Origin of the sequence: Oceanispirochaeta crateris, from assembly GCF_008329965.1 — a bacterium.
GTDB classification, from domain to species: domain Bacteria; phylum Spirochaetota; class Spirochaetia; order DSM-2461; family DSM-2461; genus Oceanispirochaeta; species Oceanispirochaeta crateris.
Genome location: NZ_CP036150.1, coordinates 2,851,865 through 2,873,829, shown reverse-complemented (window position 1 = coordinate 2,873,829; position 21,965 = coordinate 2,851,865). Strand labels below are relative to the sequence as shown.

General features: G+C 45.1%; 17 protein-coding genes. 3 read left to right on the top strand and 14 right to left on the bottom strand.

Annotated features, from left to right (window positions below; translation table 11 throughout):
* Window positions 1-9: 9 nt before the first annotated feature.
* Window positions 10-1,293 carry an NCS2 family permease gene (locus tag EXM22_RS13025; protein ID WP_149486944.1) on the bottom strand — a complete coding sequence of 428 codons (1,284 nt, stop codon included), beginning with the start codon at window positions 1,291-1,293 and terminating at the stop codon, window positions 10-12.
* Between the two features lie 208 nt (window positions 1,294-1,501).
* Between EXM22_RS13025 and ade the strand changes: the two genes are divergently transcribed.
* The gene (gene ade / locus EXM22_RS13020) at window positions 1,502-3,226 is read left to right on the top strand and encodes an adenine deaminase (RefSeq protein ID WP_149486943.1); all 1,725 of its coding nucleotides are present in this window, start codon (window positions 1,502-1,504) and stop codon (window positions 3,224-3,226) included.
* Window positions 3,227-3,244: 18 nt separating this feature from the next.
* Here the strand turns inward: ade and ndk are convergent, their stop codons facing one another.
* The gene (gene ndk / locus EXM22_RS13015; RefSeq protein WP_149486942.1) at window positions 3,245-3,727 is read right to left on the bottom strand and encodes a nucleoside-diphosphate kinase; all 483 of its coding nucleotides are present in this window, start codon (window positions 3,725-3,727) and stop codon (window positions 3,245-3,247) included.
* A 118-nt stretch (window positions 3,728-3,845) separates the two neighbouring features.
* Between ndk and EXM22_RS13010 the strand changes: the two genes are divergently transcribed.
* Window positions 3,846-4,889 (top strand): Gfo/Idh/MocA family protein, encoded by a 1,044-nt coding sequence (locus tag EXM22_RS13010; protein WP_168203498.1) that lies wholly within the window; start codon window positions 3,846-3,848, stop codon window positions 4,887-4,889.
* On the opposite strand, the gene sppA is transcribed toward EXM22_RS13010, so the two are convergent.
* Genes sppA through argA form a run of 3 tightly spaced genes read right to left on the bottom strand, consistent with a single transcriptional unit; the run spans window position 4,844 to window position 9,399 of the window.
* Complete coding sequence (gene sppA / locus EXM22_RS13005; RefSeq protein ID WP_149486940.1) at window positions 4,844-7,237, bottom strand: signal peptide peptidase SppA; 2,394 nt, start codon at window positions 7,235-7,237, stop codon at window positions 4,844-4,846. The two genes, EXM22_RS13010 and sppA, sit on opposite strands and share 46 nt — an antisense overlap.
* Window positions 7,238-7,284: 47 nt before the next feature.
* Complete coding sequence (locus EXM22_RS13000) at window positions 7,285-8,073, bottom strand: TatD family hydrolase (RefSeq protein ID WP_149486939.1); 789 nt, start codon at window positions 8,071-8,073, stop codon at window positions 7,285-7,287.
* 9 nt (window positions 8,074-8,082) lie between these two features.
* A complete protein-coding gene (gene argA / locus EXM22_RS12995; RefSeq protein WP_149486938.1) occupies window positions 8,083-9,399 on the bottom strand; it encodes an amino-acid N-acetyltransferase in 1,317 nt (438 codons plus the stop codon).
* Between the two features lie 154 nt (window positions 9,400-9,553).
* Here argA and EXM22_RS12990 point away from each other — a divergent pair, with 154 nt between their 5' ends.
* The gene (locus EXM22_RS12990; protein ID WP_149486937.1) at window positions 9,554-10,021 is read left to right on the top strand and encodes a hypothetical protein; all 468 of its coding nucleotides are present in this window, start codon (window positions 9,554-9,556) and stop codon (window positions 10,019-10,021) included.
* A gap of 71 nt (window positions 10,022-10,092) precedes the next feature.
* Here the strand turns inward: EXM22_RS12990 and EXM22_RS12985 are convergent, their stop codons facing one another.
* The 9 genes from EXM22_RS12985 to EXM22_RS12945 all read right to left on the bottom strand — a co-directional run bounded on the left by EXM22_RS12985 (window position 10,093) and on the right by EXM22_RS12945 (window position 21,950).
* On the bottom strand, window positions 10,093-11,466 hold the full coding sequence (locus EXM22_RS12985) for a DUF4340 domain-containing protein (protein ID WP_149486936.1): 1,374 nt from the start codon (window positions 11,464-11,466) through the stop codon (window positions 10,093-10,095).
* Window positions 11,463-12,902, bottom strand: a complete 1,440-nt coding sequence (locus tag EXM22_RS12980; RefSeq protein WP_149486935.1) for a GldG family protein — start codon at window positions 12,900-12,902, stop codon at window positions 11,463-11,465. Before EXM22_RS12980 ends, EXM22_RS12985 begins: the two co-directional genes overlap by 4 nt.
* 7 nt (window positions 12,903-12,909) lie before the next feature.
* Entirely contained in the window at window positions 12,910-13,773 is an 864-nt protein-coding gene (locus EXM22_RS12975; RefSeq protein ID WP_149486934.1) for an ABC transporter permease, read from the bottom strand.
* The gene (locus EXM22_RS12970; protein ID WP_149486933.1) at window positions 13,773-14,720 is read right to left on the bottom strand and encodes an ABC transporter ATP-binding protein; all 948 of its coding nucleotides are present in this window, start codon (window positions 14,718-14,720) and stop codon (window positions 13,773-13,775) included. Before EXM22_RS12970 ends, EXM22_RS12975 begins: the two co-directional genes overlap by 1 nt.
* Window positions 14,721-14,964: 244 nt before the next feature.
* Window positions 14,965-15,243 carry a PG0541 family transporter-associated protein gene (locus EXM22_RS12965; protein ID WP_149486932.1) on the bottom strand — a complete coding sequence of 93 codons (279 nt, stop codon included), beginning with the start codon at window positions 15,241-15,243 and terminating at the stop codon, window positions 14,965-14,967.
* Window positions 15,240-18,398 carry an efflux RND transporter permease subunit gene (locus tag EXM22_RS12960; protein ID WP_149486931.1) on the bottom strand — a complete coding sequence of 1,053 codons (3,159 nt, stop codon included), beginning with the start codon at window positions 18,396-18,398 and terminating at the stop codon, window positions 15,240-15,242. Before EXM22_RS12960 ends, EXM22_RS12965 begins: the two co-directional genes overlap by 4 nt.
* Before the next feature lie 10 nt (window positions 18,399-18,408).
* Window positions 18,409-19,410 carry an efflux RND transporter periplasmic adaptor subunit gene (locus EXM22_RS12955; RefSeq protein WP_149486930.1) on the bottom strand — a complete coding sequence of 334 codons (1,002 nt, stop codon included), beginning with the start codon at window positions 19,408-19,410 and terminating at the stop codon, window positions 18,409-18,411.
* Window positions 19,407-20,744, bottom strand: coding sequence for a TolC family protein (locus EXM22_RS12950; protein ID WP_168203497.1), 1,338 nt, complete (start codon window positions 20,742-20,744; stop codon window positions 19,407-19,409). The genes EXM22_RS12955 and EXM22_RS12950 overlap by 4 nt, the downstream gene beginning before the upstream one ends.
* An 18-nt stretch (window positions 20,745-20,762) precedes the next feature.
* Window positions 20,763-21,950: a TetR/AcrR family transcriptional regulator gene (locus EXM22_RS12945; protein ID WP_149486928.1), complete on the bottom strand. Its 1,188-nt coding sequence runs from the start codon at window positions 21,948-21,950 to the stop codon at window positions 20,763-20,765.
* Between the last annotated feature and the right edge of the window lie 15 nt (window positions 21,951-21,965).

Sequence of the window (21,965 nt, the reverse complement as noted above, 5' to 3'; positions counted from 1 at the left end):
TCCTGAGGTTTAGATAAAGAACTTTAAGAGGAAAATAGCGGCGATGATATATGTCAGTAAGGGGATGTCTTTTGATTTTCCTGTGCATACTTTGAGGATGACATAAGAGAGTATACCAAATACAATCCCTTCAGAAATACTATAGGCAAGAGGCATCATGAATATAGTCAGGAATGCCGGGAGAGCTTCTGTCATGTCGTGGAGTTCTATGTCCTTAACAGGAGTGATCATAAACAGACCAACCAGAATAAGGGCAGGAGCTGTAGCGGCACCGGGGATCATCAGGAAGAGAGGAGATAGAAAAAGAGCTGCGAAGAAAAGAATGGCCGCAGTAAGGGCGGTAAGACCAGTTTTTCCACCTTCTTCGACTCCGGCAGCAGATTCTACATAAGTCGTAACTGTACTCGTTCCGAGGCAGGCTCCAACGGTTGTACCAATGGCATCTGCGAGAAGTGCCTGCTTAACTCTGGGAATCTTGCCATCCTTAGTCAAAAGACCGGCTTTTGTAGACACACCAATCAGGGTTCCTACTGTATCGAACATATCTACCATAAGAAAAGTAAACAGAACAATGAACATATCCAGTGAGAATACCTGAGAAAAGTCAAACTTGAAGAGGATGGGTGCCAATGAAGGAGGTGTCCAGCTTCCAGAGGGGGCTGAAGTCAGTCCCAGAGGAAAACCCGCGAGGGTTCCTGCGATGATTCCGATAAGCAGCGCTCCCTTGACTTTAAACGCCAAAAGGATGGCTGTTATGACTAGACCAATGACAGCCAGAGTAAACTCAGGACTGGAGATAGATCCTAGACCGACGAGAGTTGCATCATTGTTGACAATCATTTTGGCATTCTGCAAACCAATAAACGCTATAAAAAGACCAATACCTACAGATATAGCTTTCTTGATATTGCTGGGTATACAGTTAATGATGGCTTCCCGCACATTGAGAAATGTCAGGATGATGAAGATGATACCTTCGAGGAATACGGCGGTCAGAGCAAACTGCCATGAATATCCCATTCCCAGACATACTGCATATGCAAAGAAAGCGTTGAGTCCCATCCCTGGAGCGAGGGCAAAGGGGAGTTTGGCAATAAGAGCCATAACCAGTGTCGCAATACCAGCAGAGAGGGCCGTAGCTGTAAATACAGCACCAAAATCCATCCCTGCATCTGACAAAATCAGAGGGTTAACGATCAGGATGTAAGCCATAGTCAAAAAGGTTGTCATTCCTGCCAGTACTTCTGTTCTTACAGTGGTTCCATTCTCTTTCAACTTGAAAAATTTTTCCATGAAAACTCCTTTAGTTTGTGCCCGAGCGGGCCATATGAAATGATTCTTCATAATTATAGAATGAACCTGACTGATCGAGCAATCAATTTATTAATTTATGACCAAAATATCATTTTTTTTGTACTATAATGAAGATATTATATATTTCAGCATTGCCACTCTGTTGCTGGATATAAGTCTTGGTTGTCATGGGGAGGAGTTCTAGTTTATGGATTTAAAAAATTTTATTGATGCGGCGGTTGGCCGTAAAAAGGCAGATATTGTCTTTCGAAACGGTAAAATCATTAATGTATTCACTGGAGAAATCATTGAGAATACTCTGGCTGTCAAGGATGGAAAAATACTGGGATACGGCGCCTATGAGGGTGTGGTTGAGATCGATGTAAAGGGAGCCTATCTCTCTCCTGGATTCATTGATGCTCATGTTCATATTGAATCATCTCTGACAACTCCCGAGCACTTTGCTTCTCTGGTTGTTCCCCGTGGTACAACCACAGTCGTGGCTGATCCTCATGAGATTGCCAATGTGGCAGGATTGGAGGGCATACGTTATATGCTGGATGCCTCCGAAGGTCTCCCTCTGGAGTGCCTCTTCATGTTGCCGTCCTGTGTTCCCGCCACTCCTTTTGAAAATTCAGGAGCAAAATTGTCGGCCTCTGACCTCGTCAAGTTGGCAGGAGAACCCCGAGTCCTGGGTTTAGGAGAAATGATGGACTATCCATCGCTTATTGAAGGTGATCCCGCCGTTCTTGAGAAAATGCAGATGGCCTTGGATCGGAATATGCCTATAGACGGGCACGCGCCAATGGTAGACCGGAAGGAACTGAATGCCTATATCGGAGCAGGAGTGGGAACCGATCATGAATGTTCTACCCCGGAAGAAATGCGGTCCCGCCTCAGGCGGGGTATGTATGTTCTGATTCGAGAAGGTTCTGCTGCCAGAAATCTTAAAAACCTAATACATGGTGTCAAGTTATATAATCTCAGGCGGTGTGCTTTTTGTACTGACGATAAACAACCTGAAGATATATTGAAAGACGGGCATATCAACTACAACATTCGTGAGGCAATAGACCTTGGAATGGACCCCGTCTGGGCCGTGCAGATGGCGACCCTCAATCCGGCGGAGTGTTATCATCTTAAAGGCAAGGGAGCTCTGGCTCCTGGATACGATGCGGATATCGTTATATTGGATGATCTTAAGTCCATTCATGTTCAGCAGGTGTACAAGAAAGGTGTGCTTGTAGCCGAAGATGAAAAAGCCCTTTTTTCCCAGCCTTCCAGGGTGACAGACGCAGTGGTCAACACCGTTAAGGTTCGCAAGATTAGGGCTGAGGATTTTTCTCTTCCCATGGAAACCGATGTAGCCAGGGTGATCCGCATTCTCCCTCATTCTCTGGTGACTGAGAATGCCGTGAGGAAGATTGAACGGGACGAAAATGGCCTTTTCAAAATACACCCAGACCTGGATATTCTAAAGATAGCCGTTATTGAACGACATGGAGGAAAGGGAACCATTGGACTGGGGCTTGTCGAAAACTACCGTTTGAAAGGCGGGGCGATTGCATCTTCCATTGGGCACGATTCTCATAACCTGATCGTCGTTGGAGATCGTGATGAAGACATGGCCCTGGCTGTGAATTCCCTCGCGGCTTCAGGTGGAGGTATTTCTGTTGTTGCCAATGGAGAACTGGTGGGACTGTTGCCGCTGCCTATTGGCGGGTTGATGTCGGATAAACCGGCCGAAGAAGTCAGTGCCTCATTAAAAGATCTCCTGAATACGGCTGTTCATACCCTGGGTGTCAATAAGGAAGTGGATCCCTTCATGACTTTGGCTTTCATGGCACTGCCTGTCATCCCCGAGCTGAAGCTCACGGATGAAGGCCTTTTTGATGTACTGAAATTTGAATTTGTTGATCTTTGTATCAAATAATTTTCTGAACTGGGAGGATTAAATCATTCCTTCCAGACAGGTTGGATAAGGTTCCACGAAATCGGCCTCATCAAACCAGAGTGTCAATTCCCTGAGGGCGCTTTCAGGAGAATCCGAAGCATGAACGAGGTTGTTGATGACGCCTTTCAGTTCGGGACTCCTGGTGTAGCCCATATGGGCAAAGTCACCGCGGATTGTACCGGGCTGAGCTGTTCTGGGTTCGGTGTCTCCATTTATTTTACGGATAACCTCTATGGCATGAGCGCCTTCTAAGGCAAGAGCCATTGAAGGTCCCGATAGAAGCAAATCTACTAAAGGTTCAAAAAAACTCTTACCTTTATGCTCTTCATAGTGTTTCTCAGCTCTTTCCCGAGATGTGGAGATGAGTTTTGCACCCACCAGTACCAAACCGGCACGTTCATAGCGATGCAGGATCTGTCCTATGAGTCCCCGTTTGACTCCGTCGGGTTTTACAAGTACGAAAGTTCTTTCCCATGTCATGAGTAGAAGTATAGAGAGGAGAGACCCAAGGGTCAAGAAATGTTTCTTGTCTGTTCTGGTGAATGGCCGATGAAGACATTCTCTTGAGATGCCGATATTGATTCTAAGCGGAGGATTTATGACAAGCAAGAATGATGTTCACTGTGCTATTGCCGGATTAGGACGCATCGGCGTTTCCCTTGAATCAGATCCCTTGAGAGAAAAGCCTGCCAGTCATATGGGAGCCATAGATTACAATCGAACAGCACAATTGGTCGCAGGATCAGATCCGGACGAAAACAAGCGGATAGCCTTCAAGAGCCTTCTGCCCGATTGTGCCGTTTATGCCAATACCGAATTGATGGTAGAAGAAATAAAGCCGCATATCCTTCACATTGCATCTATCACAGATAGCCATATACCAATTCTTAAAATGGCACTCTCTGCAGGAGTTCCTATGGTTGTTTGTGAGAAACCGCTGTCCAACTCTCTGGAAGAGGCCAGGGCTCTGCTGCCCCTTATAGATTCATCAGACTCGGTTGTTCTGGTCAACCATGAGAGGCGTTTTTCAAGAGATTACCGGGAAGTCCGCGGTTTGATCCGGGATAAGGCTTTCGGAGAGCTTTTAAGCATTAATGCCCGTCTCTATATGGGAAAAACAAGACCGGTTTCGCAAATCCTCTATCATGACGGCACGCACATGTTGGATATCCTTCGATTTTTGACCGATGAGAACCTTGAAATCCTTCATAGCGAGGGAGAACCATACCGAAAGGGGGGGCAGTTGATCGTCCTGGCCCGGGGAGGAAGCGTTCCTATCGTATTGGATGTGTCGGGAGGACGGGATCATCTTGTTTTCGAACTGGATCTGAGTTTTGAAAAAGGGCGGATCAGAATCGGTAATGGTGTGTATGAGTTATGGTCTTCACAGGAGTCCCCTTATTACACGGGTTTCCGTTCTTTGAGCTGTACGTCTTCCGGTTGGAAGGGACGAACCGCTTATTTCTCATCCATGATGAATCATGCCATTGAGTTACTGAATAATCCCGGAAGAAAATGCGAATCTTCTTACGGGGATGGGCTTAAGGTTTTGGAGCTGATTGATGAGATCCTAGGGGCTTATCCCCAGGAGCAAAATCAGGATTCATCCTTGGAAAAAACTCCCAGTTCCTCCGTTGTATAGGGCATTAAATACAGGCCTTCTCCATTTCTGTATTTTCTTAAACTCTTATACAGTTTCAAGATGTTTTCAAGATCCTCAGGCATGGGGGTCTCAGACTTGATGCTGGAGAGAAAGGGGTCTGTCACAAGGCGCTCCATGAAGCCGGGACGGCGGCCTGGAACGATTTCAATCAATCTGAAATCTTTGTCGGTTTGGATGAGCTCTCTAATTACTTCAAAGGCTGTGGTCAGACCGCCGTTATAATCCACAAGGCCTCTCTCTTTAGCTTGTTCACCTGTCCAAATCCGTCCCTGTGCCACGTCATGAACCTCTTCATAGGACATTTCCCTGTATTCTCCGACCAAGGAGACAAATTGATCATAAAGAGCGGCAACATATTCCTTGATCTGTTCTTCCTCCTCGGGTGTCATAGATTTTAGAATTTGTCCTGTATCGCCATGCTCTGCTGTCTTCACTGTGTCTACGGCAATGCTGTACTTTTCCATCAAACCGGAAATATCGGGAATGATGGTGATCACCCCGATTGATCCGGTGATTGTTACCGGAGAGGCGACGATTTTGGAAGCTGGAGCCGAGATGTAGTATCCTCCGGAAGCGGCTGCACCACCCATGGATACGACAACTGGTTTTGGATTATCACCACTTCGGCATAGGGCTATCTCATGGGCAATCAGATCGGAAGCCAGAGAGGAACCGCCTCCCGAATTCACTCGGAGTATGATCCCCTTGACCAGAGGGTTTCTTCGGGCATTTCTAATGGCTTGAATCATTGAATCAGACCCGATAGAACTTCCTGCCTTTCCTTCTCCCCTGTTGATTCCCCCCGTAGCGTAAATCACGGCAATGATGGGTTTCTCCGTGTCATCCCAATCGTATTCCATACTGTCTTGGAACAAAGATGCTTTGACGACATTCAGCCCCTGTTCTCTCATGATTGTATTGAATTCATCCTCATAACTGAGGGTGTCTACCAGGCCCATTTCAAGAGCCTTGGAGGCATAGATGAAAGGGCCCCGGTCTATGAGAGATTGGGCGGTTTCAGAGAGCTTTTCCTTCCTTCCCTCTTCTATCATACGGGTCATTTGAGACTGTAATCCATCGTATACATACTGAAGGGCTTCCCGTTCTTTTTCAGTCATTTGTGATTCAGAAAGGATGTTATACGCTGTTTTATAATCATGAGACTGGAAATTATGAATCTTGATACCCCACTTTTCAAAAAAGTCTTTCAGGTAAAAACTGGTGACCGAAAAACCCTGAAGATACACGGCTCCCGCTGGATTCAGATAGACTTCGTCGGCAACGGAGGCGACCAATGAATAGGGGAGGTTGTTGATGGAATCATAGTAAAAGTAGAGTTCCTTTCCCGATTCTTTTACATCAAGAAGAACCTCTTCTACTTCAAGAAGATTTGCAAAATTAGTTCTAAAGCCCTGATTCTTAAAAATTACGGCTTTGGCAGTGCTGTCTCTCTTAATCTTTTCCATATCAAGGATAAAGTCTGAGAGGGTGCGGACTCCTTCTTCCGGGAATAGAGTAGAATACCCGGCTACTGGAGCATCTAATATCACATTGGCCAGGTCGTATTCGATGGCTTGATTCTGGGAGGGTTCAACGATACTCCTTTGTTTTTTGAAGGAGGCTGCAGCCTGAAATATTCCTTCTTCCCATCTTTGCTCTCCGGAGGCATCCATGGTTGAGCCTACTTCCAAATATGAAAAAGAGAGACGGACACCTAAGTGAAATACCTCTCTTTCAAAGTTATAATCACTAAAAATATTAAAGCCGTCTAAGGGTTCTACAAAAGCTCCTAAGCTGATTCCCTGCCACTTAGACTTCTGAAAACGGGCCTCTCCCGATAGGGTGAAACGAGAGGCTGTGGTGGAATTGAAGATCAATGGTCTTAAGCCGATGCCCACTTCCGCGGACGCTTCGTGATTCAGGTCTACACCCTTGATGGCCAAAGAAAGAAAATCAGTAGGTCTCGTCAGGAATGAGAGACCAAGATTCCCCGGCATATTTTCAATCCATTGGTAGCTGATGCCCCCGTATGTACCATGAGCCAGAGGAAATCCGCTTGCCAGGAGGTGCGTTTCTGTTCCATAGGAATTTCCATAGCTATAGGCCAGGTTTCCCAAAGAGAAAAGCAGGTCGTAGTCATTTAGAAATCCCTGCTCTTTTGAGACTCTATTGATATAGGCAACTCCTGCCGAGTTTCCAACACCCATGGCTGCGGGATTGATGAGCGGGGCAAAAACCTGGTCTTGTACGGCAATGCCGAAATCCTGTGCGCTCAATGGCGGGAGGGCTATCAGGCATAGGATCAATACTTTTATAAATCTAATCATATCACCAATTATGATAGGGGAAGAGACCCTGTTCAATGGGAAATGGTTTAAAATATCAGAAAGGCTCTCAGGTTGTCCTTGAACTTCATATGAAGTTCTGAGGCAGGCAATTTGAGAATTTGTGAAGCAGCACTCACCACGGACTTAATTTGGATGGCCCTGGAGGGGTGGTTAAAAAGCCAGGGCCATGTTGGAGGATTGTCTGTTTCGGGTAAAAGGCGGTTTAGGGGAATTCTCTTGATCATTTCTGTGGATCGGTCATTGCTGATGATTGAGGGGGGAATTGTGAAGAAGCAATTCAAATCCAGGAAATCCTGAAGTTGTTCCCGGCTGCCGTCAAACCAGTGGATCAGAATCGAGGGTGGATTCAACTGTTTTAGAAGGTTAAACACCTGGTTTTCAGCACCCTTTGTATGGAGTGTGACCGGTTTTTGGTGTATTACGGCCATCCTCAGCTGGGCTTCAAAAAGTTTCCTTTGCATCTCAGGTTTAGCCTCGGGGGGAGCCCAGTAACTGTCCATTCCAATTTCACTGATTTGTTGTGCTGATTTAAACTCTTCTTCGAGATATTCCAGATCCTGCGGACCAAAAAGACCGGCCTTCCAGGGATGAATCCCTGCGGCCGTCAGTATCCAGGGACAGAGTCTGTTCAGCCTGAAAGACTCTCTTATCGACTCCGGGTCCGTGGCTGAGCTGAGAGTTAGGATTCTCTCTTCAACAACATCTTTCAGCATGAGAGATCTATCTTCTCCCCTGTATTGATCAGAATGTGTGTGGGCATCCATGGTGGAACAGCTGTCGATGAGTGTCTTCAGGGAGCTGTGATCGGATTTCATTTCGTCCACCTAAAAACGGTACATCAGTATCCTTGAATTTCTATCCCGGTTATACATATCCCTCTTTTCCGGAGGAAGATCAGCAATTCCTGCCGATTCAAAACCAAGATTCTGAAACCAGTCGGAGGTCTGAGTTGTCAAAACAAACACTCTCTTCAGTCCCTCTTCTTCCGCTTTTTCAAGGAGGTAGGAGACAAGTTTGCCTCCAATTTTAAGGTGAACATACCTTTGATCGACGGCTAAAGCCGCAATTTCGGCAAGATCATTGCTGAACCTGTGAAGGGCCGCACAGCCATGAATGATACCATCCATGGAGTACACCACAAAATCATCCAGTTTTTCCTCCAGATCCTTTCTTGTTCTTGAAACGAGTATACCCCTATCGATAAATGGTTTCATCAGGCTCAAGACGCTGGATATATCCTTTTGTCTCATGTTTCTGATCCGCTCATAGATATTGGTGTATATCATGGTTCCAATACCAAGGTTGGAGAAAATTTCTTTCAAGAGAGCACCATCGCTGCGCCCATCAACAATATGGACCCTGTTGACTCCTCCTTCACAGGCGGAAAGGGCTGTTTTGATTCTGCTCATCTGAGGGTTTTCGGGATTCGCCTCAATTAACAATGAGGCTTGAGACAGAGACAATTTGGAGATTCGTCCATCTTCGGACAGTGGCATTTCTTCGGGTATGTTGCAGTTTTCCTGTGTTAAGACCCCATCGGAACCTATGAAAAACAGTTTTGAAGCACCTAACTCTATGGCAATGACTTTGGCCAGCTCATCTGATGAGATATTATAGGGGTCACCATTGGCATTCCAGCCGATGCAGGGGAAAATCGGGATATGTCCTTCTCCGAGGAGGGTTTGGATGGCATCCGATTTTATTTTGTCCACCCTTCCTGTGTTTTGAAAATCAATGCCATGGACAACACCTAGCCCTCTGGCTTTTACCCAATTGCCTATGACCGAGGGAATATCATAACCGGACAGTTGGGTCATGACTTTATTGGACACGTCAAAGGCTGCCATTTTGATGAATGTAATGGCTTCATCAGAGGAGATTCTGATGCCATCAACACTGTCGTAAGGAATTTGATATTGCTTGAGAATCTCATCAATTCTATCGTGGGCACCTGGAATTATGACAAAACGAATCCCGTTCTGGTGAAGTAGCGACAAGTCCCGGACCAGGATTGTAAAATAATTATGATCAATGATCGAGCTGTCTATTTTGATGACAAAAAGGGAGTCTTTGAATCTTCTGTTGTAAGAGAAAACCTCTCTTATCAAGTCCACATGCTCTCTTAATTGACCTTTATCCATAGAAGCTCCTCTTACAAGAGTATCGGTTCTTTTGGGTTTTAATCTATATCAAAAATCTGAAGAGAAGAAGGTCTTCGTGGATTTGAACTCTTGCTTGCGGGTTAATTACTTTACAGGTTATATTAAAGGCTGTTCTAAGGAGACAAAATTTAACATGGCAGATGTGAAAATGAGCGAGATTGAGATTTTCTGGAAAGAACGGGAAGAACGTTTTGGCGGCAAGGTTGTATTCAATACATATGCCACCCTCATGGGTGAGTGCGGTTCGGGCAAAACCAATGGCCGTGGCGGGCTTCTTTATATCATCGCTGATCGGGTTTACTTCGAAGACTTTGAGCGGCAGAGTGCTCTGATGGCCATGTTCAATCGAAAAGATTCCAATTATGAAAAAACTGAAATTTCATTTCTACTATCGGATATAAGCGGATTCCGTAAAATAGCTGAAAAATGGGGAAAGGCCTGTATTACCGAAGCCTCTTTGGCCGACAGCGTCCCCGAACTTAAGGGATTCAAGAAACTCTTTACCCGCGGTTTTACTCTGATTCAAATAAAAGACCGGCCCTCTCTTATCATGGAAATCATGGAAGATACTGCTTTTAAGAAGTATATTCCCCAGGTCTGATATTCTCTATGTTTCAATAAAAAAACCCCTAGATTCCTAGGGGTTTTTGTGTTTCTGGGTATGATCCTATTTCAGGCTTTGAAATTCCTTAGATATTCCAGGAGATTCTCAATCTGGTATTTGCCAATGAGGAATTCCGGAGGATAACCGTCAATGCTCACTGCGTAAAAGTCCATATTGTATTCGTAGCACTCGGCTGTGGTCTTTCCCGGGTTTTCGTCATTACCAATGTAGGTTACTGTGAATTGGGATCTTCCCGAGGGGGTAAAACCTTCTGGTACCTCTCCTTCGAACAGGAGATATAGGATTTCCTGGTATAATTTTTTAAAGGAGTCTTCTTCTATGCTCTCACCCTGAAATGTATAAAGGCCGGTTTCGTCCTCCATCATTTCGATTTTGCCCACCCAACTAGCATCGGGAGTTTCCACACGCAGCTCTTTAACGTTGTCAATGCCGATGAGACGAACAAACCGGTCGGACATCTCCAGTGGGGGAATGTCGATCAGTGAAAGTGCCTCAGAGGAGAGGGTTACTATACCGTTGATGGAACTGACCTGGCAGTAATGGTCGCCCTTTTCTGACTTATTGCCAACTCGTATTGTCACCTCGTTTCCTGTGGAATCCATCATGTAGACACGGGGGCTGTCCTGGTTTAGTCCGGTATCAATTTCAGAATCCTCTGAAATAAATCTGACGATTTCATAATTTTGAGACAGACTCTCCAGGGCCTCGGAATATGTCTGTGTATTCACAGCTACAGGCCTGTTATAGGGTTTTACCATGATCAGAGGACTCAGGGTGCTACTGAAGGCTTCATAGGTGTAATAGGGCACTATCTCTATTGTTTTTTCAGCTGTAATCGTCAGCTGTGTTAGGTCTTGAAAGTTCACAGGAGGTAAGGTCCTGTCTCTGAGGAGGTCAAGTGGGTTTAAAAAGAATGTCCCGTGATAAGATGAGAGAAGATAAACAGTATTCTCTCCCTGTTTGAGAGCATAGTAACCATTTTTGGATGGGGTTGTATTTCCCAGGTTCACAATCGTTTTGCTGCCGTCAGTTTCTTCAAGTATCACCGTTCCCTTTGGTGATTCAAGTCCATAATTTCCCAGGGCACTGCTGTCATTTTCGATGATCTCGAAGCTTTGCAGCCTCATGAGAGTGTAGGTCAAACCCGCAGCCGCCTGCTGATCCAGGATGATTTCAGGACTGTTCTCAACGACGATTCCCTCCTGACCCAAAACCAGTGTATAGGAGCCGCTTTCGTTTTCGATGGTGATCGATTTCAGTTCGTCCTCGGAGACATCACTCAGAACATAGCTTTCCTGAGGAGTCGCGGGGGCTTCCTGATTTGGAGCCTTTGGTTTTGAAAGGAGATGTACAGCAGTATAGCTTCCCCCGATAAGAACAAGAGCTGCTATTGCGAATAGAAGCTGTTTTTTCTTTTTCAAAGGTGTTTCCTCCTATAGAGGATGACTGTGGCTGTGATAATGATCAAAAGTGGAATGAGAAGGACACAGATGGCTGCATAAATCCAAGCCTGAAGAGCGTTAATTTGTACAGGGAGTCTGAATAGACTCTTACTGGGTATGTTGATCGATTCTTCCAAATCGCTTAACCAGTTCAAACTGTTAATAAAAAACTCAATATTTGCCTTGATCTGCCCTAAGCCGGGAAGGGCAGACAGGGATTGGCCGCTTGCCAGGACAATGATCCTGGCACCATCTTCTTTGCCTGTTTCTCTGTTTGTTTCGGCCAGGGAGGTGGCAACGGCGATGGGTCCGGGTAAGTCACCGGCCGTTCTGAATTCGGAGGAATTGCTCAGATCTCTTCGAAGCCAGCTACTTTCCGAGGAATTCAAAAGGGGTGTAAACTTGAGATTCCTCTTCTTTGTGGCTGTTTCCTGCACCGCCATGGCTGTAAAAACAAAGGCATCCAGGCTGTTTTCCTTCAATGAATCCGTTACCGGATTCTCTTCGGCCAGACGGGGTGAGAAAAACAGAGGGTTATTTCCCATGCCGGGGAGGAGTCTGTTTGTATCCTTCTCCATCACAACCCCGGGAACTACCATCAGATTAAAGCGTTCAAGCAGGGCATCCATATGCCTCATGTCTCCCCCTGTGAGATCTCGGGAGATAAAGAGAGCCCCACCATTTTCAAGGTAGTTTCCCAGTGATGCAGATTCATTTTCTGTTAAGTCTCTCTCGGGAGACAAGATGACGACAACATCCGCATCTTCGGGTACAGTTCCCATTTTTAGCAGATTCAAGGTTCTGACAGAAAAATTGGCTTTGATCACCACGTCTTGTAGATTCAGCTCATCCAGGGTGAATTCATTATGGCCTTCCAAGATGTAAATAAGGGGCTCTCTCCCGCTGGTCACATAGGCCAGGGCTGAAGTTATCCGCTGTTCTGCAGTCATTCCCAGAACCTGGGGCTGCCCTTGTTGGCTATAACTGATACTATAAAGATCAAGGCGGTCAATCACCCGAGAGTAATCTCCCGAAACAACAATGACACTGCCGTTTGTGATGGATTCTCCGTCGTCGGCATATTGTGAAACAAGGGTCGGATTCCTATCCGGGTCCACTATGTCCAGGTTTATTCTGGAGGATGATCCGGCGTACTGCTCCAGAACTTCCAAGATATCCACAGGTTCCTGTCCGGGTTTCGCCAAAAAATAAATCATGACATCCTGGTCCAGATTCTCCATAAGTGAGATTGTTTGGTCAGTCAGTGAAAACAGTTTTTTCCTGGTCATATCCCATTGAGCGGGAATACTTTGAAAAAGAAGATTAAACAGGATCAGACCCGCCAGAACAACAATTGTAGTCAGGGCAGCCATACCTGCATGCCGCGTTTTGAAATTCAGTTTAAATTGCATCATATCTCTCTTAGCTCCATCTCTGTTTTTCAATTTTCTGGGTCGTTAAAAATAGAAAAAAACCGGAAAATGAAAGGTAATAAATTATGGCGTCAAGCTTGAGAATTCCCATGGGAAAGCTAGAAAATCGATTGGTTAATGAAAACCAGGAGAGTGTTTTGCCAATAAGGTTAATGTAGAGTTCTTTGTTGATCAGATAGATGATGGCGATGATAATCACCCCTGTCAGTACGGGGAGGGCCGCTGCGGATATGTTCTGAGTGGCCCTGAACATCCAGAAGGCGGCCAATGCGGTCAAAAGGAACGCAAACAGGACACCCGCCAGGATGCTGACAGGCATAAATCCGCCAATAAAATCGATGATCCAGGTAATAATGAGCAAACAGAATGTCAGGATAGCGGCTCCTGCTTGAGAGTCTGTCAGACTGGAAATATAAATCCCCATTGAAATGAATGAACTTCCCAGAAGGAAGAACCCGATGTAGGTTCCCAGGATCTGTGCTGTATCCATTTTTGTATGAAAGGATAACAGCAGAGGATACAGTCCCGTGACCAGGAGTGTGAGAAAAAAGAGGGTTACCGCAGCTAGGAATTTTCCGGCTACAATCATCAGGGTTGGCTGGGGTGCCGTCATTAAAAGCTGATCAGTCTTCTGTTTCATCTCTTCACTGAAAATCTTCATTGTCAGGAGGGGAACCACAAGGAGGAAGATCATGATGAGTCCCGATAGAAAGGAGGCATAATCGGAGTTCATTGAAAATATGTTTCCCGTGGTGAAGAGTATGCCAGAAATTAGGAGGAATACCCCCATAAATATATATCCCACCGAGGTGGTAAAGTAGGTAAGCAGTTCTTTTCGAAATACAGCAAGCATTATTTCTTTCCTCCTTCAACGGTTGTCAAGTTCAGGAAAATTTCTTCCAGGGTCATGTCCATAGGTCGCATTTGGAGGATGGGACATTTCTGTTCGGCCAGGGCATAGAACACATCTTCTCTAATGTCTGCATCCTTGGCGGCCTCGACGATGACCCTTAAAACTCCCTCTTCTCTGGAAGATTCCATATGAATGTCCTGGAGGATATTCAGTCCCTCCAGAGCCTCACGGATTTGCTCTTCCCCGCCTTTGACCCTCAAGTGTAATTTGTGTTTGCCGGCTAAATTCTGAGCCAGATTTTCGGGTGTATCCGATGCAACAATATCGCCTTTGCTGATGATTAAAACCCTATCGCAGACAGCTGATATTTCCGGAAGAATATGAGAACTCAGAACGATAGTATGATTTTCACTCAGGTCTTTTATCAGGTTTCTGATTTCAATGATCTGCTTGGGGTCCAAACCTACTGTGGGTTCATCCAGTATGAGAAGTTGGGGGTTGCCCAAAAGGGCCTGTGCCAGCCCTACCCGCTGTTTGTATCCCTTAGACAGGTTCTTTATCAATCTTTTGCGGACATCACTTATTTTTACAAGTTCGGAAATCCGGTCCATATCTCTGATTAAATCCGGTTTGGAAATCTTCTTGAGCTGTCCTGAAAACTTGAGGTATTCATTGACTGTCATATCCATGTAAAGGGGTGGATGTTCCGGAAGGTAGCCAATTTTACCTCTTGTTTTTTCCGGATCATCCAGGATATTTTCACCATCTACAAGAATCTGACCATCTGTCGGGGCAATGTAGCCGGTGATCATATTCATCGTAGTGGATTTTCCGGCACCATTGGGTCCCAGGAATCCTATGATCTCTCCTTTTCCTATTTCAAAGTTGATCTTGTTGACAGCAGTATGTTTTCCATAGCGCTTTGTTAAATCAATTGCTTTGATCAATGTTCTCCTCCTGGAGGGTTCTTTTATTTTATGTGTTTTGCTCAGAAGTGCCGCTTGGAAACGGTGAAAATAGAGCTCTGGAATTGTACCATCTGAAACTCAGGCTGACAAGGAAATGATTGTTTGTTAAGGTTGAACGATATGCCTGTGTCAGGCTCTGGAGATCTTCAGGAAGATACCCATTTAAAAAACCGCTTCCTCCAGGAGAAAACGGCCATTTAAATTTGATCTATATAAATTTGTCTCAGGATTTCGTTGAAAAAATCTTCAATCCTTCCTGGGGGAATCTTTTTTTGACTTCAAGAACCGCTTCTTCAATCTTTTCAGCTTCTTTTTTCTTACAGTAGATGATGATCATGGCATTCTCCTCCGGCCATATATGGTCCCCCATTTTGGGGTCGGAGTTCCCTGTTCCATGAACACTGGGGATCTTAGTATAATGCCGGGCGATTTCATAACGACTGAATGTTTCAAACAGATCCGCTTCTATCGATTGATTCACAATAATCTCAACTCTTGTCATATGGTTCTCTCCAAATTAGGCTTTTTTATGTAATCTTCTGCATCACTGCACTCTCGACTCTGCCCATCATGCTTACGGTTAAATAGGGCGTAGAGAACAGGAACTAGAAACAGTGTGAGCAGTGTACTCATTGTTAAACCTCCGATGACAGTCTGACCGAAGGGCTGAACCAGTTCTGAGCCTTGTCCCGATGAAAATGCCATGGGAACCATTCCCAGTACGGTGGTGAGGGTTGTCATGAGTACCGGTCGGAGTCTGTTTCCTCCCGCCTCGATACAGGCATCCCGGATGCACAGGCCTCTCCCTCTGAGAATGTTTGTATAGTCTACCATGACAATCCCGTTGTTGACGACAATCCCTGCCAGCATGATGACCCCTACGGCGGAGTACATACTGAGTGCTTCTCCCGTAATTTTGTACAGAAAGATAATTCCTATTGCCGTTAGAGGGATGGTGAAGAAGATGATAAATGGGTCTCTCAAAGATTCAAACTGGCTAGCCATAACTCCAAAAACGAGGGCGACAGCAATGATCATGATCACAACGAACTTGATCAAATAAGACTGTATCTCGGCGTAATCGCCATTGAAATCGATGATGACAGAGTCATCGGCCACGATGTTTTCCTTTATCATCTCACGGACTCTTGGCTCTACTTCACTGGCGGCAAATCCAGGTTTGAGTCCTCCTGTTATGTGGACAACCCTGGTCTGATCCTCTCTGGCAATATCCACAGGTCCCGTTGTCTTTTCGATATGAGCCACACTGGACAGGGGAATTCTCTGACCCATGGAGTTCATGATGAAGATTTTTTCCAAATCGGGTATGGCACTTCGGTCTTTCTCTTCGAGAATGACGAGGATATCAAATTCATCTCCATCTACTCTGTAGCGGGAGGCTATTTCTCCATCAACATTTGCCGAGATTTCATTTCCGATGGAGTAGACACTCAGGCCGAGGGAGTAGGCTTTTTCTCTGTCTATCACAATTTCAGCCTGAGGGAGCCCCTCTTCCAGGCTCACATCGGGTTCGGTGACCTCGGGAACTTCATTCTTGAGCATTTCCCGGATATCATTGGCAACAGTCCTTGCTTTATCTAGGTCTTCCGTTTTAACAATAATGTCGATGGGTGACGCAGAGCCGCCCATATTCATTGAACTGCCAAAACTGAATGTGGCAGATGGAAAATGATCAAAATGGGCTCTCAATTCTTCTTTGATCTCATCGTTAGTTTCTGTGCGCAATTCAAACTCTTTGAGTGTGATTGTGAGAGTTCCTCTGCTACTGTTGTCTGCTGCCAGGAATCCTCCAGAACCCGTGGATATGATGATATCCCTGGCACTGTCGACCTCTTCTTCGGCGATGATTGCCAGCTGATTCATATAGTCCTGAGTCAGATCCAGGCGTGTGCCCACAGGCATATCGAGGTTGAGAGTGATGGAGTCTTCCTCGCTGGCAGGCATGAAATTAATCCCTATAGAGGGAAACATTAGAATACTGACGACAAAGAGCCCCAGGATAACCAGAATCGTCAGTAGCTTGTTGTCCAGACAGGAAGCTAGGGCTTTTTTATAGACATTGTCCAGGCTCGTAAAAAATCGCTCCATACCATTGTCAATTATCTGTAGCAGTTTCCACTTGAGGGGCCTCTGCTTCCGAGTATAAATGGTCACATATTGACTGGCCAATACTGGGACCAGTGTTACGGCTATGAGTAATGAGGATAGGAGAGCAATGATGATTGTAAAAGCAAGGTCTTGGAATAGTACCCCGATCATTTCCAGTTCTTTTTTGAACATTATAACCGGAAGGAACACACAGACCGTTGTCAATGTTGAGGCCATAATGGCCATAAACATCTCTTGTGTCCCAAGGATGGCCGAAGGTTTGAGCTTGGCTCCCTTTTCCCTGTAACGGAATATATTCTCCAGAATTACGATGGAGGAGTCTACAATCATTCCAACTCCGAGGGTCAATCCGGCCAGGGTCATGATATTGAGGGTTAAACCGGCAAAGTACATGAACATGATCGTTATGAGGAGGGATATGGGAATGGACAGACCAATAATCAGGGTGCTCTTTATGCTTCTAAGGAAGATGAAGAGTATGATCATGGCCAGAATCGCACCGGTAATGGCAGAATTAGTCACCTGATCCAGTGAACCGCGGATCATCTCCGTTGTGTTGTTGATCACAGAAACGGACATGTCCTGGGGCAGATTCTTATTGATCTGTTCCAGCTTGGCTAAAACATTATCAGAGGTCTGAATTGAGTTGACACCGCTCTGCTTTTGTATGGAAATATAGACCCCGGGTTCTCCGTTGATGTACACCGTATTACTGGCATCCTTGTACCCTTCGCTGACGGTTGCGATGTCTCTGAGCCTGACATCCTTTGTCGTTCCTCCTGAGACCTTATAGGAAATAACGGCATTGGATATTTCTTCAAGGCTCTTATATTCCCCTGCTGTTCTCACCAGATACTTCTTCGTTCCTTCTTCTACCGACCCAGCTCCGATTTGAAGGTTCTGAGTGGACAGCATTTGAGCAACCTGAGTTAAACTGAGGTTGTAAGCTTCCAGTCTGTTCTGTGATATCTCAACCCTGATTGTTTTTTCCCGACCTCCAGTGATGATGGTGGTTGCTACGCCGGGCACCTGTTCCAGATAGGGCTGGATCTGGTCTTCTGCGATGGCTCTTATTTCTTCAGGAGATCTGTTGCCCTTTATGACAAGATCTATGATGGGCATCATCGCCGGGTCAAATTTGAAAATTTGGGGATTGGCAGCCTCTTTGGGAAGGTAGTCTTTGATGAACTCAAGTTTATCCCTAATGTCCTGTGCTGCAGCGGACAAATCGCTATTCCAGTCGAATTCCAGAATAATCATACTCAGACCCTCAGATGAGGTCGATGTTATCCTCTGTATGTCCGACACATTCCCCATTTGTCCTTCCAAAGGCCGGGTAAGAGTCTGTTCTATTTCTTCAGGACCTGCTCCATCGTAGCTTGTAAAAACTACCAGTATCGGTGGATTTATTTCTGGATACAGGTCAATGGGTACTTGGGGTAAAATATAAAGTCCGAGACCAATCAGTATGGCAAATATGATGAGGACTGTGGTCGGTCTGTTTACTATGGTTTTTGATATACTCATTGAATATCCCTTATTTCAGTGGTTGTACACTGCGGACTACCTTAACCGTAGTCATGTCATCCAGCAGGGTCTGCCCCTGAAAGATGATTGTTTCGCCTGCTGAAAGACCGGCCGTTATTTCTGAGATACCATCAATGCGTATCCCTTCCTCGATCAGTCTTTTTGAAACTGTGTTCTCTCCTTCCATTACAAATACGAAGGTTTCGCCAAAACGGCTCATGATGCAGTCACTGGGAATGCGTACAATCCCTTCTTTGACTTCTGTAATTAAGCTGATTTTGGCATACATTCCGGCCTTGATTCTTCTGTCATTCCTAACAATGTCCATTTTTATTTCCATTGTCCTGGAAATTTCATCCACAACAGGGCTCAGCTCTATGACTACCGCATCAAATACTTCTCCCGGGTAGGACTCAAAGGAGAGATGGGCTTTCATTCCCTTTTTGATACGGGATATGAAACGCTCGGGAATGAAGGTTCTTACCTGTAATTTGGAAAGGTTTCCAATGGTGGCTATCGGAACCTGAGGGGTTATGGTGGCTCCCACATCAAAGGGCAGGCTGGTAATTGTACCGCTAACCGTTGCCTTGACCGGGCTCGACGCAAAGGACATCCCCGGGCGAGACGGGTCTATTTCTGCAATCACCTGATCTTTGCTGATATAATCTCCCAGGTTCACATTTAAACGGAATAGTTTTCCCGAGGTGTCAGGATATACATCAACAGAACTGTTTGGGATCACATCCCCATTTACTTCCAGCAGGTCTTTGATCTGACCAGTCACGGCCTGAGTGGTGGTTACTGCAAAAATAGTCTCTTTATTTTCTTCTTCCATAGCCCCAGGGCGGCCTTTTCCATTTTCCTTCATGCCGACGAATGTATAGGCGGCAAAACCCAGGACTACCAGGAGCAGAATGATGAGTATGATTCTGCCGGGAGATAATCTTTTTTTGGTTTTCAGGCCGCCTTCTTGGTTTTTTACGGTTTCGGGAGTTGATCTATTATTACTCATTTTTCCTCCAGTATTGCGGATATATCATCGCTGTTGATTGCGTATTCCAGATCCAGTAATTTGGTTTTGTAATTGTATTTTTCAAAAAGCACATTCAGGGATGCACTCAACAGCCCTGACTGAGCCGTCTCTACATCCAGTAGTTCTCTGGTTCCAAGGCCGTAGGCTTCTGTTGCGAGTTCAAAAGACTTTTCTGCAAGATCAACATTCAGAGCATAGGTTTCAATGGTGTCAATTGAGTTCTGCAGGGTCATCACGAGGTTCCTTATTTCAACCTCGGCGGCGTCAAAAATAAGCTGCCGTTGTAGCTCCAGCTGCTGGATCTGATCATCGAGGTTCTCAAGGGCTACATCTGTGGATGATCCTGGAATAAATCCATCCAGAGGGAAACTCAAACTGAGGCCTATGGTCGCCGAATCCTGCCAGACATCCTGATCCCAGTTGTCTCCATTGAATCCGTCAACCACACCCGTTTTCCAGGTGGAGCTCAAGGAGACCCAGGGAGTCCTTTCTGATTGATATTTGAGTTTCCTTGTATTTTTAAGAGACTCAATCTGCTTGTTGATCATCAGAACATCCATTCTGTTCGCACTGTATTTTTCAATGAGATCGTCCGCATCCAGCTTGTACAGGTGGAGATCATCCAGACTGTCTGTCAGGACTAGATCTACCGAACCGGGAACCCCAAGGATTAGTTTGAAATTCATTAATGCGTTCTTATAGGAGGTCAGCAGACTGTTATAGGCTGGTTTGTTATTCTCTGCAGTGACCTGAGACTGGAGCATTTCCAATTCGGAAATGAGTCCATTTCTGTAATTCTCTCTGGCCTGCTCATAGCGCTTCTGAGCCAGAGCAATATCCATTTCCTTGAGTTTGAGATTGGTTTCCATGGTGATAAGATTAAAGTACTGCTTGCGTACATCCCGGTTTATCTTTTTTTGAGCATCGTCATAGCTGAGTAATCCGGCCTGGTAGTCTATCAGGTATTGCTTCATGCCTGTCGCGACACCTGCATTCAGGCTGAGAGACGCAGACACAGAGGCTGATACGGTCCATTTTTCGTTAGTAGAGCTATAATAAATGGGGTCAGGATCGGCAAAAAGCATCTGGCTATAACTCAAACCACCGCCAGCGCTGATCTCTGGAACAAAGGCATTCCAGGCTGTGTCATGGGTTCTTTCCTTCATGCTCAGATCCAAAGAATCACTCTGGAGTGTCAGATTGTTCTCGAGAGCTAGGGCTACGGCTCCATCGGCTGAAATGTTTATAGACTCTCCGTAGCTGTTTAGAATCATTGAAATCATTAAGATTAGAAAAATCATTCCTTTCTTCATGTAAAAACTCCTCATGTATTACTTTGTTCTTTTTGATTGTCCTATACCATAAGCCAGCAAACGCAACCAGTTTATGAGTTCCTGTGTCAGAGGACCCTCGTCCTCTTTCTTTAAAACCACCCGTTCGATAAATATAAAAAAACTAAAAATCATCTGATACTCATAGGCAGAGAGGATGGGTTTTAATTTATTTGCTTCTAATCCTTCTTTCAGAAAATCAAGAAATCCCGGCTGAAGGGCAGGTTTGTCTACCTTTTCAAATACATCTTTGCTCATAAATTGCTTCATGATGATAAAGGCCTGTGGATTCTTGGGAAAAAGCGCACACTGCATCTCGATATGAACCAGGAGTTTCTCCTCAAAATTGTCTCTACCGGATAAGAGTTGAGAATGATATTCCATGTATTCTTTGACAAGTATATTTGTTGTTTTGGTCAGCATGTCGTCTTTATTCTTGAAATAATTGTAGAGTGTACTCTTGGATATTCTGGCTTTTTCGGCAATCAATTCCAGTGTAACACCCTGGAAACCCTTGTCTCGTATGACTTGAGTCACGGCCTGAACAAGATTGTCCTTGTGAATTCTGTCCCGGAATGCCATATAATTCCGGTTTTCGTCAAAGGAGCTCCCCTTTTGAGAAAGTCGGAATTGCTCCGTGGCCAGGCCTTTCTCAATGATTTCCATAATCAGATCTATTTTTTGGCTATTCTTCCTTTTCTTCTGCAAATGCTGTGTGTCATGCCATCCCCAAAGAAAAAAGCAGAGTAGTATGATCAGATGGAGGACTTTTCCGGGTAAATTCAGAGACTTTCTGATCTCCTCAAGATGCTCCATATTTTGTCCTTGAGATAATTGATCAAGGCGGAGTGTATTAAAACTGTCAAAATAAAGGTAACGTTGCCCCTGAGTCAGGTTTTTGGAAAGATCGGAAATAAAGAAGCGTACTTTTTCATTCTGAGGTATTGTTTTCAGCTTCTGGGTTATCTCTTTGAACCATAACATTTCGATGGAACCCACGTAATCGGATATGGAATCCAATAGGTCATCCTTGTTTTTGAAATACCTATAGAGGGCTTGTTTTGTCATTTTGAGATGAGTCGCCAGGGAAGACAAGGATGTGGTTCTATAATCATCCTCAAACCAGACATCCAGGGCCGCTTCCATAATGGCTATTTTTTTAAGTCTTCGCTTTTCTTCAATTTTCATATATTTGTTTACGAC

What these genes read in the sequence shown, in the direction of transcription:
- EXM22_RS13025 (WP_149486944.1), bottom strand. Translation starts at nt 1,293, where the DNA reads ATGGAAAAATTTTTCAAGTTGAAAGAGAATGGAACCACTGTAAGAACA.
- ade (WP_149486943.1), top strand. Translation starts at nt 1,502, where the DNA reads ATGGATTTAAAAAATTTTATTGATGCGGCGGTTGGCCGTAAAAAGGCA.
- ndk (WP_149486942.1), bottom strand. Translation starts at nt 3,727, where the DNA reads ATGACATGGGAAAGAACTTTCGTACTTGTAAAACCCGACGGAGTCAAA.
- EXM22_RS13010 (WP_168203498.1), top strand. Translation starts at nt 3,846, where the DNA reads ATGACAAGCAAGAATGATGTTCACTGTGCTATTGCCGGATTAGGACGC.
- sppA (WP_149486940.1), bottom strand. Translation starts at nt 7,237, where the DNA reads ATGATTAGATTTATAAAAGTATTGATCCTATGCCTGATAGCCCTCCCG.
- EXM22_RS13000 (WP_149486939.1), bottom strand. Translation starts at nt 8,073, where the DNA reads ATGAAATCCGATCACAGCTCCCTGAAGACACTCATCGACAGCTGTTCC.
- argA (WP_149486938.1), bottom strand. Translation starts at nt 9,399, where the DNA reads ATGGATAAAGGTCAATTAAGAGAGCATGTGGACTTGATAAGAGAGGTT.
- EXM22_RS12990 (WP_149486937.1), top strand. Translation starts at nt 9,554, where the DNA reads ATGGCAGATGTGAAAATGAGCGAGATTGAGATTTTCTGGAAAGAACGG.
- EXM22_RS12980 (WP_149486935.1), bottom strand. Translation starts at nt 12,902, where the DNA reads ATGATGCAATTTAAACTGAATTTCAAAACGCGGCATGCAGGTATGGCT.
- EXM22_RS12975 (WP_149486934.1), bottom strand. Translation starts at nt 13,773, where the DNA reads ATGCTTGCTGTATTTCGAAAAGAACTGCTTACCTACTTTACCACCTCG.
- EXM22_RS12965 (WP_149486932.1), bottom strand. Translation starts at nt 15,243, where the DNA reads ATGACAAGAGTTGAGATTATTGTGAATCAATCGATAGAAGCGGATCTG.
- EXM22_RS12960 (WP_149486931.1), bottom strand. Translation starts at nt 18,398, where the DNA reads ATGAGTATATCAAAAACCATAGTAAACAGACCGACCACAGTCCTCATC.
- EXM22_RS12955 (WP_149486930.1), bottom strand. Translation starts at nt 19,410, where the DNA reads ATGAGTAATAATAGATCAACTCCCGAAACCGTAAAAAACCAAGAAGGC.
- EXM22_RS12950 (WP_168203497.1), bottom strand. Translation starts at nt 20,744, where the DNA reads ATGAAGAAAGGAATGATTTTTCTAATCTTAATGATTTCAATGATTCTA.
- EXM22_RS12945 (WP_149486928.1), bottom strand. Translation starts at nt 21,950, where the DNA reads ATGAAAATTGAAGAAAAGCGAAGACTTAAAAAAATAGCCATTATGGAA.